Here is a 14,912-nt window from a genome sequence, read left to right as displayed (position 1 = left end):
TAGTGGGCATTCTTAGGATTGCAGCAATATCCCAATCCTGCTAAGAAATAAGACAGACTCCTAGTTCAAGACAGCAATACCAATAGCGCCATCATGAGAATTAATCAGCAGTGGACCAACCTATGGTGAACGATCGGCAGAGTGGTTTACTCAGACTTATTTCGGCTCAGTCCAATGCTGATGCTGCCCAGTCCTGTTATTCCCTATCGGAAACGGAGGAAACGGCAATTGGCCGGACAGCGGACTGTCAAGTCATTATCGATTCCAACCTTTTTGGTGGCGTCTCCCGTCGTCATGCAGTGGTAAAACCCACGGGGTCTCGAACGCCTCAGGGTGCTCCCATTTGGCAAATTTGCGATCTCAATAGTGCCAATGGCACCTATGTAAACGGCCAGAAGATTCAGGGGTGTCAAACCTTGAATGTGGGGGATCGGGTGATGTTGAGCCATAACGGCCCTGAATTTCTATTTGAACATCGCGCCACCCAGCTAGTGGATCAGTTTGCGGCAACGGGCTCTCCTGCGCCTGCACCGCCCTCCTATCCTTCGCCAACGCCACCATCTTATCCCCCTCAACCACCGGTTTACCCCCCTCAGCCAACACCGGGCGCGGTGTCGAATCAGGTGACCGTAAGTCAACTGTTTCCCATCGTGTCTGCTCGCAAAGATCTCTTGGGCAAAGGGTATCTGATACCCGGCATTCTGACCGTGATGATGGTGGTGTTGCTGTTTATCTTTGCCAGCAACCCACCGGTGTTTAATTTGCTCCTAGCGCTGTATCTGGGGGGAGGCGGCTTTTACTTTATCTATCGGCTGTGCGGTAAACAGAAGCCCTGGTGGGTGCTGCTTCTCAGTACCATATTCACCATGGTGATTCTGGTAACGCCGGTTTTAAGCCTATTTATTTTGGTGTTTCGAGGAATTTTGCCAGGGAATGTTCAAGGTGCTTCTCCAGATTTTATTTCACAACTGATTAGCCACTTCTTTGGGGCGGGTTTAATGGAGGAGTTACTGAAAGCCTTGCCAATTTTTGGCTTCTTTTTCTTGGGATCACAGCTGCGTCCCCCCAGTCGGCAAAAAGTTGGCGTTTGGGAACCCTTGGACGGCATTTTAATTGGAGCAGCTTCAGCCCTTGGATTTACATTGGTGGAGACCTTAGGACAATATGTGCCGGGGATTGCGGCAGATGTGGCCAGATCGTCTGCCAATGAGTTTGCGGGAGCATTGGCTGCTGTACAGCTATTGATTCCCAGGATCTTGGGTTCTGTTGCCGGCCATATGGCCTATAGCGGTATTTTTGGCTATTTTATTGGCCTTAGTATACTCAAGCCAGCCCAGCGATGGCAGATCCTAGGAATTGGCTTTCTGGTGTCTTCCGGGATTCATGCCTTTTGGAATGCGTCAGGGAGTTTGGCGCGGAATTTTGGAGAATTGGCAGCTGTGCTGTCACTGATGACGGTGGGTGTGTTGGCTTACGTCTTCTTAACTGCGGCTATTTTGAAAGCGCGCCAGCTGTCACCAACGCGATCACAAAATTTTGCGACCCGTATCGCTCCCCCGAATTAATAGGTATGAAACCCTCAACATTAATAGGTGTGATGTCCTTAAACGAGGCCAATCTCCCGCAGCCGCTCTTGCAGATACTGTCGGGCTGTTTTGCCGTCTGCGAGTACCACCTCGGGCCGGGGATGGAGAAACAGGGGCATGGATAACCGGGACTGATGTCGAGCTGGACCGTCAGGATTAACGACACGGTGGGTGGTGGAGCGGTAAAACCCTTGGCTCGCAAGCTGCAGCATATCGCCAACATTGACGACAATATCGCCGCGATCGCACTTTACGGATTGCCACTGCCCTTCAGCATCCAATAACTCTAAGCCCATTCCCGTCGCTGCAGGTAATAGCGTAATTAAATTGATATCTTCGTGGGCCGCTGCCCGAATAGCTCCGGGTGGGATGGTATCGGGTAGAGGCGGATAGTGCAGGAGCCGAAACAGAGTTTCCTTACTATCTGCAATCATGGTGTCTAACGGTTCTGTAAAGTCCGAACGAATGCTAAGGGGGGCTTGCGCTTCTATCCATGTTAGTAGTTCGATGGCCAGTTGCTTGAGTTGGTCAAATAAATTCCAAGTCGCATCGCCTATGCCCCTCGGCAGAGGATGACCTTCATAGATATGAAAGAACTCTTTGAGGTCCGGGGTGGTATGTCCCTTAGCTTGTTCCGTTTGAAATGGGTAGTAGCCCACTTGTATTTTGGGGTCAAAGGTATAGTGGACCTTATCATCCCCCTCAAAAAAGGTTTGCCAATCTTGGTACGTATGCGCCACTAATTCATGGTCCACTGGACAATGGCGGAGAATCGCAAACCCAGAGTGCTGCAAAGATAGGGCAAACTGTTGTGGTGCATCGGCAGATTGATAGTCCAGGGTTGGTAACGGAACAATCATAGGGGCGATCCATGGGCAGCAAGTAAGGCAGTGCCATAGGCGGCTTGTTGGTGCTGAGCGGCATAACAAGGGACCTGAAGATGGCGTTGACGGATGGTTTGCCAAACGATATTTTGGGCACCACCGCCAGCAGTATAAACTACCTTTAATGGCGGCGCACCATGGGCGACTAACAGATGATATCCCTGGGCTTCAATACGGGCCAAGCTTTCGAGTAGCCCCTGCAAAAACTCGACAGGATCTTCTGGGCGAGGGGTGAGCTGCGGTTCCAGGCAGGGATCGTTAATGGGAAATCGTTCTCCTGGCTTGAGCAGAGGATAGTAGGTTAAGGAGCTGGGCTGGTGAGGGTCGATGTGTTGGCTCAGTTCAGTCAGTTCTGAAGGGGAGAAAAAAGACTGAAGAACAGCGCCCCCGGTGTTGGATGCACCGCCGACAAGCCAGTACTTTCCGAGACGATGACTATAGATGCCGTAGTCTGCCAGATCGATACGGGTCGGACTTAATAGCTTGAGAACGAGGGTAGATCCTAAGGAGGTGACCGCCATCCCAGGTTGATTGGCGCCACTAGCGATAAACGCGGCAATGCTATCTGTGGTGCCTGCACAAATTTGACAGGTTGAGGGAATACCAAAGCGATCGACAAGGTGAGGTTGTAGGGGGCCGATATTTGAGCCGGGTCGAATAACTTGTGGTAGCAAAGGCAGAAGCTGGTTGAGGGGTGGTTGGTGGAACCAGTCGGGATAGCCTACGAGGTCTGTTGGTATAGCCCGTCCTCTGGACGTAGAGCGGTCTTGCCCCAGCGCTGGATCGTATCCCAGTTTCAAGCTGTTGTGATCATCACTGAGTCCTACGCGACCATGCAACAAAAAGGCGAGCCAATCAGCTTGATGCATCAGATAACAAACGGAAGTCATATCCACCGTCCGACTCATACCCAACAGTTTCGCCAAGCTAGAGCTAGCGCTGAGTACGGGATGACCTGCAGGAGCCAAGGTGGTCAGCAGTTCTAAACTGGCTGGATCGCAGGTGTCGTTATACATCTGCGGTGGATAAAGGGGCTTGCCCTCAGCATCACACAGCAAAATGGTGGAAGAGGTGCCGTTAATGGCAATGGCTTGGAGGTGCGATCGCACGTCTGCCGGGATCTCACCTATTAAGGCCCATAGGATCTCTTGCCAGCAGTCCGTACGCTCCTCTGGGGATAGGTCTGGGAACCGATAACTGGCTTCTGCCAGAACCTGATCCTGGTGATCAATCACCATGGCTCTGGCCCCCGATGTGCCAAAGTCAATGCCTAAGGAATACCCCATGATTTTTGCGATAGTTGGATAGGGCTCTAGCCCTCAGGACTAGTATCCGGCTCATTGGTATCAGGTTTGGGGTCAGGTTGTGACGAGGTGGAAATTGCTTCAGTCAACTGTACATTTTGTCGATGGGACAACATTCCAAGTAAGACTGGAGAGCGTTTACCCTCTCCTTTTTTATTTTCAGAATACCGTTGTACTTCAAGCACCACATCTTCCTGGGGGTACCCTGGACATTGCCGTCGATCCACTTCTAAATGAGGAATGGTCGTGACTCTAGGTTGAATATGAGTGGCGGCTTGGACGATCTGATCGGCCTCTAAAGCCTTGAGAAATACCTGGGACTGATCATCTTCGACCATGCCAATCCTTTGGCCCAGGCCATACCATTGATCGCAGGTTTCGCAAAAAGGGTCTTCAGCTGCAGACTTGGCCATGACCACACTAATGGCCTCAATGATGGCTAACTCAATCAACCAATAGATCCAGGTAAAGGTTTCGTTTAGAGGGACACCCTCACTACTGCTGCCCGCCCGACCGATACTGAGTCCCTGTTTGGCGGAAAATTTAAGATACCCTACAAAGCCAGATGAGCCAGTTTGTTCTTGAAAAAAAGCATCCATCAGAGCATCAATCTCTGCCGGCTCCATGTCTTGACCCAGCTCAGCTTCAATCTCTTTGGCAAAGGACTGGCGAGTAAAAAAATATTCACCCCCATGATAGGCACCATAGGTGCTTAAGCCTGCTAAGACCCCAAACAACAAGCCCACCAGGGGACTGCGAACTTTGCCTTTTTTAATGGCGACCGTCGTGGCACTGCCACTGGTAAACCCCATCAGGGCTGGGAAGATCAGCAATAAATAAATCCAACGGGCGATAAATGCAATGCCACCCCCTACGACTGCACCCCCCAGGGTTGATAGGGCTAGTAACCATACCCATCCTGTCCCAGGCACTTTGTTGCTAGGTCGATATGGTTTCATAAGGGCACCCCTCGCTCGGTCGCTGGTGAATGGGTCGATTGTACTGCTGTGTTTCTCCAGTTGGGGATTTTTTAATATGTCTGATCAGCAATCTGGTCTCTAGGAGGAATGCGGAAGGAAAACAATAGAAAAATGGATGAATTAGACAGGGTGATCCATAATATGTTCGAAAGTAAGAGGTTTATTGCTTCTCCTGAACTGGCGAAACCTCAGCGTTCTGTCAAAAATTACATTCCCGTTCTATTCGCGTACCCACTGCAGTGAAATTCAACAATCGCCCCAATCGTTGTATTGAAGTATCCGGTAAGACCTGTTGGATTAGTCGAGATGTGACGGTCTTAGGCGTTATTTTTTTTGTGATTGGCGAGACGGCATATGTTCCCTTGGGACTCAGAGGGGACCAAATGCCAACAGAACCAGGAAAATGGGGGCTGCCGGGGGGGTATCTCGATTATGATGAAACGGCTGGAGAAGCGATGGTTCGAGAAATATGGGAAGAACTGGGACTCAATATTCCCCATCTTCAGAGCCAGTATCCGTTTCAAGGAGCTTTAGACCAGCCCTACTATGTGGGGTCTCGGCCGTTACGGCTGCAAAATGTGTCCTTGCGATTTCCCCTGATGTTTTTCTTAGAAAATATGACTCAGCTGCCGCCGTTAAAACCCCAAGTTGCCGTAGATGAAGTAGCTGAAACCCGTTGGTATGAGCTGGGAGAGGCCATTAATATGCAGTTGGCGTTTAACCATAACGGCATTATGAAGCACTGTTTAGAAAGCTACTACAAAGATATTTGGTCTCCCGCCCTCCCCGCTTCATGATGGGATCTATCCACGGCTTTCGGCTAAGGCATAGAGGCGGAAAACGGATTGAAAGAGAGCCCAAACGGTTAAATGCTCGGGGACTTTTTGTTCGATCCATTGGTTAGGTTGGCAGTAGAGAAACGGGATCAGCGATCGCAACTGCACGACATCACATTCAATAAACCGCAAGCCCACAAAAAATGGTCCGGCATCGCTATTTTGCTTCCAGCGAATTTCAACTTTTAGTTCCGTTTTCAAGCCAGGAATCCTCAATACCCCTAACTTATCGGTGGGAGGTTGTTTCCATTTCCGATTTAAGCGAACAGCGGCTCCCCCTTCTGAGATGTTGATGCTGCGCCCTAATAACCATTCCCCGTTAATTTGCAGCTCGCAGGGAAACTGACGGTCAAATCGAGAGTGTTGCCGCTGAGGCACATCGATATTCACCAGAACGCAAATGTACAGGAGGATCAGATTATAGGTGGTCCACACAATATTAATTCTGAGGCTATCTGGGTTGGCCGTACTCCAAGGGGCATAAAAGATACGCATGCCCAAACCAAACAAGGACAAGACGATCAAGAGCACCAAGGGCCAGAGGAGGTGCCAATTGATATGTAAGCGATTGGCCGCGATTCCTTTGGGGGTCACCTTAAAGGCTTTGCCAAAGGGGTTCCTCAGGGTTTGAATCACCGTTAGCATCATCGGAATGCAGAGGATGGTCTCATAAACATCGGACCAAAAAGCAGAACGCCGTCCTTCGGTCATCCATGAAAAAGAGATGGCATTACAAACAAAATAGGGTAGGTAGAAAAATAGGACCCCATCAATCGTTGCTCGCAGAGGGGCGAGTTCAAACAGTAGGTAGGACAGGGGCATCACCAAAAAGATGAACCGAGGGACAGAAAGGCACCAGTACAGTAATCCTAGGGAATGGGACACCCGCTGTAAGAGGTTCAATCCGGGAATGGTGAAGACATTGGCCGGGCAAAACATAGACTGCAAGGTTCCCTGCCCCCACCGTAAGCGCTGGTCAATGTAAGCGCCCATATTCTCAGGAGACATGCCAGCCGAGAGGGCTTCATTGAGATATTTAATCTTGTAGCCCAAGGACTGTAATTTCAAAGAAGTAAAGAAGTCTTCGGTGATACTTTCGGTGGGAATACCGCCAATCTCGGCTAATGCCGTGCGCCGAATAACAAAGGAAGATCCACAGCAAATCACAGAGTTGGTGACATCTCGACTGGGTTGGATATAGCGAAAGAACAAGGCTTGTTCGTTGGTGAGTACCTCTTGCAGCCCTAGATTGACGCCAATGGGGTCCTCGTTGTAAAAGTTCTGAGGGGTTTGTAGTAAGGCGACTTTTTCGTCCTGAAAGAACCCGACTGTCCGAGTTAAAAAGTTGGTGGTGGGGATAAAATCGGCATCAAAAACAACGATTAAGTCTCCGTCTGTTTTTGCGATCGCATGGTTGAGATTTCCAGCTTTCGCATGGTCATTATTGGGACGGATGATGTAGTGGCAATCCAGCTCTTGAGCCAGCTCGCGAATATGAGGACGCCGCAGATCATCCAAAAGGAAAACCCGCTTGTGGTCATACTTCATGGCCTGGCAGCCGATAATAGTCCGTCGGAGGACGTCAGGTGGTTCATTATAGGTGGGAATTAAAACGTCCACCCAGGGTTGATACGCTCCGCTAATGACGGCCTTAGACAGGTGATCGGCTTCTGGACTTCGATCAATGCTGGGGATGGTTTGCAGCATAAACGCTGCCGTGTTGGTGAAGGCCATTAACTCCATGACAAACAGCAAAATGCTGAGAGTGCCATTGAGAGGGTCGGACAAATTCAAAGTATTAAATAAGCGCCACAGCTCATAACGAACGCCCAGCCCCACCAACAGGATGGAAATGGTGGCTCGGCTCCACAAAAGAGGTCTGGGACTGATGGTTTTAAGGCAAAAAACAAAGGTACCGCCAATTGCGGTTGGCAACAATAGCCGATCGAGACGATTCGCATCAGGGGTGAATACGGCCTGCATCTGTTGCCACAGTGTAGCTAAATCAGCCAGAATCAATCGTTCTTGAAACTGGCTCCATAGCCAAAAGCCCCCAAGGATAATCACTAAGCCCCAGACAATCCGTTCCAGCCCATCGATCTCAGTTCGTTTCAACATGGATGGCCTTAGCGAGAGACGACAACTTCGACACTGCGGCCGACACTACAGAACCGCTCAGGCTTCAGGTCATCGGAGGCCAGCATAATCCTTACGGCAACAGCGCGCTTCACTAATTCCGGGGGTGGCAGAGCGACGTCTTGTCCCGTGACGACTCGACCGACTCCTGAGCGAATGGATTGGATGCGACCTTCAATTTGATCTTGCTGGCCATCGGTCAGTAACCGGACATTCACAGCAGAGCCGATTTGCAGGCTACGCACATCTTCTTCAGCCATAAAGGCATCGACCCAGACCTGCTTACAATCCAGGAGCTTAATCAGTGGGTCACCACTATCCACATGTTGACCTAAGGCCCCACCGCGCCGTTCTACTGACCACACTACGCTATCTGTGGGAACCGTAATAGGAGCATTTTGCCTGAGGGTGAGCTGTTGGGAAATATGAGCGATTTTGAGATTATCTTGCTCAATTTGGGTGCGTAAGACCTGGACTTGCTCTTCTAAGTCAGCAATCTCGGTTCGCAGTTCTCGGGCTCGAATATCTGGCAGACTAAAGGTTTTAGAGCCACTGAGCTGTAAGCCATTGGTACTGGCCGCCTGCTCTGCCCGGGCTTGGTTCAGATCGGCCTGGCGATTTCGCACTACCTCATTGGCCCGTTGAGCCGCAGTAATAGCCTGGTCTGCTCGATCGCGAGATACGACCCCTGCTTTGACTAAGGAACCATACCGCTCAGCTTGCACATCAGCTAGTTTGGCTGCATGCTGAGCATCCCGTAACTGGGCTTCTTGTAGTCTGATTTGCTGAGTATGATAGGTGGCTTGGTAGTTCTGCTGTAACACTAACTTTTGTGAGAAGTCAGCCAGGAGTTGTCGCCGATTGGCAATTTTTTGTTGTAGGAGCAGCAGCTGAGATTGGTCTAATCGCAATTGCGACTGAAGTTGCTGACGATTAACTTCGATCTCAGGGGTACGCAAATTTTGTACTTGTCCAATTTGAGTGCCGGCGGTTAAGGTTTCCCCAGGGATTAAATTGTTGAGGGTTAGCTGTCCTTGCATTGGGGAGTGCAAGGACAGGATAGGGGCATTGATATAGGCTTGGTGGCTAACCACTGAGGTTTGGCTCCGCCATAAATAGGAACCTAAAATTGCTAAAACACCAATACCAGTGCCTAGACGTAGGAACTTAAAGACGGTTTGCCGGGAAGGCAAAGATAAAGGCTTAGACGGAGTCGGGGCTTGTTTCTCTTTGTCTAATTGGTAAGTTGATTCATTATTGGGGAAATTCTCAATTCCGGTGGTCATAACTCGCGAACTCTAAGCCATCTCTCTTACCCCTATTTTGGCTTACCAATCTTCTATTTTCTTCAGTGCGATTACTTAATATCAAAAAACGATCGATTCAACTTAATGTATAATCAAAATATAAATTGCCTAGAATATATATTAGAATTTCAGTGTAATCACTTAAGCTATAATCTATTATCGAATTAGATATAAATCTAGAATAATTAAATTAAAATCAAAAATCAATTCCTACAGACAAAATAAGCAGAAAAACGTCTTTATCTAGACAAAGATATGAAATTTTCAAGGCTATAACCCTTTATATACAAGTACTTAAGGATATTTTAATTAACAAATTATCCTACATTAATGAAATTTTCATGAACTTAAATTATTATCTATGCCATCGAAACTTTTATCATTTATTGGAAAAACTCTCATGCTATAGATCATATATTGAGCCTCCCATTTTAGCCCTATTATTTCCTATGTATACTAAATGTTTGATTTAGTATCTTGTACGCATAGAAATTTATCATTGAAGCCTGATTTAATCTTTTTCTAAAAACTGGGTGATCCCACTCAGAAAAAGTTTTCCTGTTTGAACTTCCATGATCAGAATTTATCTATTCAGTTAATTCAGTCAATTCTCTCCAACCCCATGCTGGTGTGTTGAAGTTATACCGCAATGTAGAACTCTCCTGGTATAAGGGAATGCTGAACATACTTACCCAACAATTCGTGTGGTTGTCCTCACGCTTTGTCTTTGCAAGCTCAATCGGCTCAATGCATGGACTAGTCACTGGGAGACAAAATGTGTAAGCTTGGCAGCAGTTAAAACAATGGGATCGGCTATGTCTGCACCAACAGCAACGCTCCTCATTTCTTGCCCAGATCAACAAGGGCTAGTGGCTAAAATTGCCCACTTTATTGCAACTCATCATGGCAACATCATCCATGCCGATCACCATACGGATTTCACCAATCAATTATTTCTCAGTCGTCTGGAATGGAGTTTAGAGGGGTTTCAGTTATCGCGATCGCAAATCGGTACTCAATTCTCTGAACTGGCAGAATCCTTACGGGCCAACTGGCAACTGCACTTTTCCGACTGCAAACCTCGCATGTCTATTTGGGTAAGCAAGCAGGATCACTGCCTGCTGGATTTACTGTGGCGACAACAGGCTGGCGATCTTCCCGTCGAAATTCCCCTGATCATCAGCAATCATGACACCCTGCAACCGATTGCCGAACAATTCAACATCGACTTTTACCACTTACCCATCAACAAAGAGAGTAAAGCGCGGCAGGAGAAACAACAGCTTGCCTTACTCAAGCAATACAACATTGACTTAGTGGTCCTTGCCAAGTACATGCAAATCCTCAGCCCTCAATTCATCGCCGCCTTCTCTTCCACCATCAATATTCACCACTCCTTCCTGCCTGCCTTTCCGGGGGCAAATCCCTACCAAAGAGCCTATAAGCGTGGCGTCAAAATTATTGGTGCGACAGCCCACTATGTGACCGAAGAGCTGGATGAAGGCCCCATTATTGAACAAGAAGTCGTACGAGTCAGTCACCGGGATTCCAGTGATGAATTTATCCGTAAGGGCAAAGATGTAGAACGTTCCGCATTGGCCAGAGCAGTTCGTCTTCACCTGCAAAACCGGGTCTTGGTCTATAACCATCGCACCGTTGTTTTTGATTGAGTCAGTTTCCTTAGGCTAGGATAGAGTCCGGTCTCACCTGAATAGCCATTTCTCTGGGTCTTATCGCGGCTGCTACTGCTGATAAATCAGAGAAGATTAATGATAAATACCAAACGCGATCGCGCATGGAGACGACGGCAGCGAGCGGTCAAAATTCGACATCGCCAAGTCCGGCTGTTAGGTGGTCAAACCGTCAAGCGTGGCCGATTTGCGAAAGTGAAAGGCTGTCCATCCTATGGAGAGCCAGCCCAGATCCGTCCCAGTAAAGACTGGAGGCTATTATATTGGCGGTCCAGAAAGCTAAAAAGAGCGGCACAGCTCGGGTTTGAATATCCCCGTAAACCCTGGCGAGACTTGCTTTTAGAGGTGGAAGACGTTGGATAACATCACAAGATGCTGAAGATATTGTTTGTCTGTAGTCGTAACCAGTGGCGCAGTCCAACAGCAGAGCAAGTCTGGAAAAATTATCCAGGCTTGCAGGTGCGATCCGCAGGCACCAGCCCCAAAGCTAAGCGGACTCTGTCCATGGCCGATCTTCGCTGGGCCGATCTGGTCCTAGTGATGGAGAAAAAGCATAAAAATCGAATTCTGGCCCAATTTAAGCAATGGGCAGACCACACCCCCATTCATATTCTGGATATCCCAGATGACTATCAGTACATGGACCCAGACTTAGTTGAGCATCTCCAAGATGTCGTATCTGAGTATGTAGAGAAAGGGCTGAGCGCGAACTCCAGTGATGCTCAGTTTACATAAACTCTCTACGTGTGATAATTTTAATGTCTACGGACGCATAGCTCAGTTGGTTAGAGCACCACGTTGACATCGTGGGGGTCTCCCGTTCGAGTCGGGATGTGTCCATTACCATTTTCTGATCAGGGTAGATTGGGGGTTCAATGGTATCTGGGAAGGAAGAAGACTCACTGACCGCTCAAATCATTGAACTTATTTCCAACGAGCCCCAGACCTTAGTCTCATTGATTGGCCACACCCATTCAACCTCGGCAAAGGTGAGTTGGGTTTGCCAAAACTTGCGGGGTCAAGGCGTTATCGACCTGGATCGAGAAGGAATTTTTTATTTATCAGAAGTACGCTCAGAACCTTCTGGGAAAAATTAGAACCCCTCATGCACAGCAACTCTGATAGGTGATTTTTTGCTATCACTAAGGCTAGGCACCATTGGTTTGTAAGTCCTGTGTGCTGAGATCTCTAATCCTCATTACTGCGATGAAAATCACCCAAATGCAAACCCTGCCTAACGAAATTGTTCGCCATAATGCGGCCATCTCTAAAAAGGTGATGTTGAGATCGGGAGAGATTTCTCAACTGACTCAATTCTCTCAAGCTCGTTTCCCTGCCGGTCAAATGGCCAAGGCTCATTCCCATCCAGATATGTATGAAGTGTTCTTTGTTGAAGCAGGGACTGGGACAATGCAGATTGAAGGCATCACTCACACCCTAACACCGGGGATTTGTATCACGGTAGAACCCCATGAAGTTCATGAAGTGGTAAATACGGGGCAAGAAGACCTGGTATTAACCTATTTTGGTTTGCAAGCCGACATTTAAGGGCAGAAGAGGATACCTCAATGTTTCTGATTCCCTTGTTCCGGGAACCTACGTCTGTAACCTAGACTTAGCCACCCACGAATTTAACGGAATATCCTTGTTTCTTGAGGTAGTCTGCGAGTTTTTGGCGATGATCGCCTTGGACCTCAATTTCTTTGTCTTTGAGGGTGCCACCAGCACCACATTGAGCTTTCAGCTTTTTTGTTAAATCGGCTAGGGTGGTCGGTTGGGCTTGAAAGCCACTAATAATGGTTACGGTTTTGCCTTTACGCCCCTTACGGGAGACTTGAATCTTCAAAGTCTGTTGAGCAGGAGGCGGATCGGGACGGGAGGTTGGATCGGGTGCTGGAGAATTACCAAATTCACTATACACTCGGCGATCGGATTGAGGACGCTGTTTCTTACCCATAGAACCTGTCTTTCCCTACTGAACCGTCACTACCCCCCAGAATCTGCCCTAACCCCTTTCCATAATTGAGATAAAATTGGAGTCCGATGATACCATTATTGACTTCGATATATGAGCCAGGGCACGCTATTTGATAAAGTTTGGGACTTACATACCGTAGATGTACTCCCCTCTGGTCAGACCCAGTTATTTATTGGCCTCCATCTTATCCATGAAGTGACGAGTCCTCAAGCATTTACGATGCTGAAAGATCGAGGGCTAAACGTTTTATATCCACAACGAACGGTGGCGACAGTCGATCATATCGTCCCGACAGAAAATCAGGCGCGTCCCTTTGCCGATACTCTGGCAGAAGAAATGATGCAGGCATTGGAGCAGAGCTGCCAAGACCATGGCATTACCTTTCATAACATTGGCTCAGGTAAGCAGGGGATTGTCCATGTTATTGCACCTGAACAAGGTTTAACCCAACCAGGCATGACGATTGCCTGTGGTGATAGCCATACTTCAACCCATGGGGCGTTTGGTGCCATCTCATTTGGGATTGGTACAAGCCAAGTACGAGATGTGCTGGCTTCCCAGACCCTTGCCCTTGCCAAACTCAAAGTGCGCAAAGTGGAAGTCAACGGGACTTTGCCTGCTGGTGTGTATGCCAAAGATGTGATCTTGCATATCATTCGCACCCTGGGAGTAAAAGGGGGTGTGGGGTATGCCTATGAATTTGCTGGAACTACCTTTGAGCAAATGACCATGGATGAGCGGATGACGGTGTGCAATATGTCCATCGAGGGTGGAGCACGCTGTGGCTACGTCAATCCTGACACCATCACTTTTGAGTATCTCAAAGGACGGGAAGCAGCACCTAAGGGGGCAGATTGGGACCAAGCGGTGGCGTGGTGGCAGAGTATTCGCAGTGATGCTGATGCTGTGTATGACGATGTGGTTGTATTTGATGCCCAGGATATTTCACCCACGGTGACTTGGGGCATTACGCCAGGTCAGGGCATTGGTATTGATGAGGCGATTCCTGGCCTCGACCATTTTACGGATGCCGATCAGCCCATTGCCTCTGAAGCTTACAAGTATATGGACTTGCAGCCGGGGCAACCGATTCAAGGGACCAAGGTGGATGTCTGTTTTATTGGCAGTTGTACCAATGGCAGAATCAGTGATCTACGCGAGGCTGCCCAGTTTGCTAAAGGCAACCAGGTTGCCGCTGGGGTAAAAGCTTTTGTGGTACCCGGATCAGAGCAAGTTAAACAGCAGGCCGAGTCGGAAGGTTTACACCATATTTTTGAACAAGCTGGATTTGAATGGCGAGAGCCGGGATGTTCCATGTGTTTGGCTATGAATCCCGATAAGCTCCAAGGGCGGCAGCTCAGTGCGTCTTCTTCCAATCGGAATTTTAAAGGACGCCAGGGGTCTGCATCTGGGCGAACATTGCTGATGAGTCCGGCGATGGTAGTGGCAGCTGCCATCAAAGGCGAAGTTGCAGATGTCCGCCAAATCCCTAAGGCAAGCCCTTAATTCGGCCTAGTCAGCATCTTGCCTTTGCATTTGGAGCAGTGTGATTGATCGGGACATTCTGAGATAACCCCCCCATACCTCAAAAGCTGATCAGTCTTCTGGGGCATGGGGGAAAGTGAGAGTAAAAGGTGCAAGCGTATTTTGGGTGAGGTTAGTGCCGATTATTCAGCCTTATTGGTCCCGGCGACGATTGCGCTTCTGGGCTTTTCTTTGAGCTTTAAGCTCTTCTAACTTCTGAGCTTGCTCTGGAGTCAGCTCAGCTTTGATATCGTTGTACATTTGCTTGCGCAATTCTTTTCGTTGCTGGCGAAGGGTTTGGAGTTGGTCTTGAGTGGCACCCCCCTCCCGTAGCGTTTTAGCCTCTTGGCGTAAGGTTTTGATCTTGGGTCGATAGGAGTCGCGAATAGATTTAATTTGAGTGACTTGGGTATCCGTTAAACCTAGGGTCTGCTTAAATTGTGCAGCTCGCTTTTCTCGTTTAGCCGCCCGTTCTTCTGGACTCAGCTTTTGGCGTTGTGCCAGCACAGTCGATGAGTTCTGGCCGGGTTGGGCTTGAGAGGGTTGCCCCATGCCAACTAGGCCAATGACGGGTAAAAGAACTGCTGCGATTAAAAACGAAGAACGAAACTTCATAGGTATAGAGTGACTCCTGACTGGATGGGTTGTATTTCTTGTTCCCAGCCTATTCAATCCCTTGGGGGTGA

At 48.6% G+C, this 14,912-nt stretch carries 15 protein-coding genes and 1 tRNA gene; 9 read left to right on the top strand and 7 right to left on the bottom strand.

Translation table 11 applies throughout. The features are described 5' to 3' along the window. Nucleotides 1–122 precede the first annotated feature (122 nt). Nucleotides 123–1,565: a PrsW family glutamic-type intramembrane protease gene (locus AM1_RS20495; protein ID WP_012164808.1), complete on the top strand. Its 1,443-nt coding sequence runs from the start codon at nt 123–125 to the stop codon at nt 1,563–1,565. 38 nt (nt 1,566–1,603) lie between these two features. Here the strand turns inward: AM1_RS20495 and AM1_RS20490 are convergent, their stop codons facing one another. Genes AM1_RS20490 through AM1_RS20480 form a run of 3 tightly spaced genes read right to left on the bottom strand, consistent with a single transcriptional unit; the run spans nt 1,604 to nt 4,733 of the window. Continuing rightward, entirely contained in the window at nt 1,604–2,446 is an 843-nt protein-coding gene (locus AM1_RS20490) for a 2OG-Fe(II) oxygenase family protein (protein WP_012164807.1), read from the bottom strand. Next, nucleotides 2,443–3,756, bottom strand: a complete 1,314-nt coding sequence (locus tag AM1_RS20485; protein ID WP_012164806.1) for an FGGY-family carbohydrate kinase — start codon at nt 3,754–3,756, stop codon at nt 2,443–2,445. The genes AM1_RS20490 and AM1_RS20485 overlap by 4 nt, the downstream gene beginning before the upstream one ends. Before the next feature lie 26 nt (nt 3,757–3,782). After that, nucleotides 3,783–4,733, bottom strand: a complete 951-nt coding sequence (locus AM1_RS20480; RefSeq protein ID WP_012164805.1) for a hypothetical protein — start codon at nt 4,731–4,733, stop codon at nt 3,783–3,785. Between the two features lie 260 nt (nt 4,734–4,993). Between AM1_RS20480 and AM1_RS20475 the strand changes: the two genes are divergently transcribed. Beyond that, nucleotides 4,994–5,551 carry an NUDIX domain-containing protein gene (locus tag AM1_RS20475; RefSeq protein ID WP_049783762.1) on the top strand — a complete coding sequence of 186 codons (558 nt, stop codon included), beginning with the start codon at nt 4,994–4,996 and terminating at the stop codon, nt 5,549–5,551. A 6-nt stretch (nt 5,552–5,557) separates the two neighbouring features. On the opposite strand, the gene AM1_RS20470 is transcribed toward AM1_RS20475, so the two are convergent. Further along, nucleotides 5,558–7,708: a glycosyltransferase gene (locus AM1_RS20470; protein WP_012164803.1), complete on the bottom strand. Its 2,151-nt coding sequence runs from the start codon at nt 7,706–7,708 to the stop codon at nt 5,558–5,560. Nucleotides 7,709–7,716: 8 nt separating this feature from the next. Then, a complete protein-coding gene (locus tag AM1_RS20465; protein ID WP_012164802.1) occupies nt 7,717–9,012 on the bottom strand; it encodes an HlyD family secretion protein in 1,296 nt (431 codons plus the stop codon). Between the two features lie 836 nt (nt 9,013–9,848). Here AM1_RS20465 and purU point away from each other — a divergent pair. The 6 genes from purU (at nt 9,849) to AM1_RS20435 (ending at nt 12,272) form a co-directional block, all read left to right on the top strand. Further along, nucleotides 9,849–10,703, top strand: a complete 855-nt coding sequence (gene purU, locus AM1_RS20460) for a formyltetrahydrofolate deformylase (protein ID WP_012164801.1) — start codon at nt 9,849–9,851, stop codon at nt 10,701–10,703. Between the two features lie 99 nt (nt 10,704–10,802). Continuing rightward, nucleotides 10,803–11,087, top strand: coding sequence for a hypothetical protein (locus tag AM1_RS20455; RefSeq protein ID WP_012164800.1), 285 nt, complete (start codon nt 10,803–10,805; stop codon nt 11,085–11,087). A gap of 9 nt (nt 11,088–11,096) precedes the next feature. Beyond that, the gene (locus AM1_RS20450) at nt 11,097–11,459 is read left to right on the top strand and encodes a low molecular weight protein tyrosine phosphatase family protein (protein WP_012164799.1); all 363 of its coding nucleotides are present in this window, start codon (nt 11,097–11,099) and stop codon (nt 11,457–11,459) included. 31 nt (nt 11,460–11,490) lie between these two features. Next, a tRNA-Val gene (locus tag AM1_RS20445) sits at nt 11,491–11,564 on the top strand. A gap of 35 nt (nt 11,565–11,599) precedes the next feature. Then, nucleotides 11,600–11,821 carry a hypothetical protein gene (locus AM1_RS20440; protein ID WP_012164798.1) on the top strand — a complete coding sequence of 74 codons (222 nt, stop codon included), beginning with the start codon at nt 11,600–11,602 and terminating at the stop codon, nt 11,819–11,821. Between the two features lie 109 nt (nt 11,822–11,930). Continuing rightward, on the top strand, nt 11,931–12,272 hold the full coding sequence (locus AM1_RS20435; protein WP_041660057.1) for a cupin domain-containing protein: 342 nt from the start codon (nt 11,931–11,933) through the stop codon (nt 12,270–12,272). 67 nt (nt 12,273–12,339) lie between these two features. Here the strand turns inward: AM1_RS20435 and AM1_RS20430 are convergent, their stop codons facing one another. After that, a complete protein-coding gene (locus tag AM1_RS20430; RefSeq protein ID WP_012164796.1) occupies nt 12,340–12,681 on the bottom strand; it encodes a translation initiation factor in 342 nt (113 codons plus the stop codon). Nucleotides 12,682–12,792: 111 nt separating this feature from the next. On the opposite strand from AM1_RS20430, the gene leuC reads away from it, so the two are divergent. Continuing rightward, a complete protein-coding gene (gene leuC, locus AM1_RS20425) occupies nt 12,793–14,208 on the top strand; it encodes a 3-isopropylmalate dehydratase large subunit (protein WP_012164795.1) in 1,416 nt (471 codons plus the stop codon). A 171-nt stretch (nt 14,209–14,379) separates the two neighbouring features. Here leuC and AM1_RS20420 read toward each other — a convergent pair whose 3' ends face one another. Continuing rightward, entirely contained in the window at nt 14,380–14,841 is a 462-nt protein-coding gene (locus AM1_RS20420) for a Spy/CpxP family protein refolding chaperone (protein ID WP_012164794.1), read from the bottom strand. Nucleotides 14,842–14,912: the final 71 nt, after the last annotated feature.

This window comes from Acaryochloris marina MBIC11017 (genome assembly GCF_000018105.1).
In the GTDB taxonomy this organism is placed as follows: domain Bacteria; phylum Cyanobacteriota; class Cyanobacteriia; order Thermosynechococcales; family Thermosynechococcaceae; genus Acaryochloris; species Acaryochloris marina.
This window is presented reverse-complemented; position numbering and strand designations above follow the sequence as displayed.

Bases quoted from the DNA above. Each gene is read 5' to 3' on its own strand.
- AM1_RS20495 (WP_012164808.1), top strand. From the start codon at position 123: ATGGTGAACGATCGGCAGAGTGGTTTACTCAGACTTATTTCGGCTCAG.
- AM1_RS20490 (WP_012164807.1), bottom strand. From the start codon at position 2,446: ATGATTGTTCCGTTACCAACCCTGGACTATCAATCTGCCGATGCACCA.
- AM1_RS20485 (WP_012164806.1), bottom strand. From the start codon at position 3,756: ATGGGGTATTCCTTAGGCATTGACTTTGGCACATCGGGGGCCAGAGCC.
- AM1_RS20480 (WP_012164805.1), bottom strand. From the start codon at position 4,733: ATGAAACCATATCGACCTAGCAACAAAGTGCCTGGGACAGGATGGGTA.
- AM1_RS20470 (WP_012164803.1), bottom strand. From the start codon at position 7,708: ATGTTGAAACGAACTGAGATCGATGGGCTGGAACGGATTGTCTGGGGC.
- AM1_RS20465 (WP_012164802.1), bottom strand. From the start codon at position 9,012: ATGACCACCGGAATTGAGAATTTCCCCAATAATGAATCAACTTACCAA.
- purU (WP_012164801.1), top strand. From the start codon at position 9,849: ATGTCTGCACCAACAGCAACGCTCCTCATTTCTTGCCCAGATCAACAA.
- AM1_RS20455 (WP_012164800.1), top strand. From the start codon at position 10,803: ATGATAAATACCAAACGCGATCGCGCATGGAGACGACGGCAGCGAGCG.
- AM1_RS20450 (WP_012164799.1), top strand. From the start codon at position 11,097: ATGCTGAAGATATTGTTTGTCTGTAGTCGTAACCAGTGGCGCAGTCCA.
- AM1_RS20440 (WP_012164798.1), top strand. From the start codon at position 11,600: ATGGTATCTGGGAAGGAAGAAGACTCACTGACCGCTCAAATCATTGAA.
- AM1_RS20435 (WP_041660057.1), top strand. From the start codon at position 11,931: ATGAAAATCACCCAAATGCAAACCCTGCCTAACGAAATTGTTCGCCAT.
- AM1_RS20430 (WP_012164796.1), bottom strand. From the start codon at position 12,681: ATGGGTAAGAAACAGCGTCCTCAATCCGATCGCCGAGTGTATAGTGAA.
- leuC (WP_012164795.1), top strand. From the start codon at position 12,793: ATGAGCCAGGGCACGCTATTTGATAAAGTTTGGGACTTACATACCGTA.
- AM1_RS20420 (WP_012164794.1), bottom strand. From the start codon at position 14,841: ATGAAGTTTCGTTCTTCGTTTTTAATCGCAGCAGTTCTTTTACCCGTC.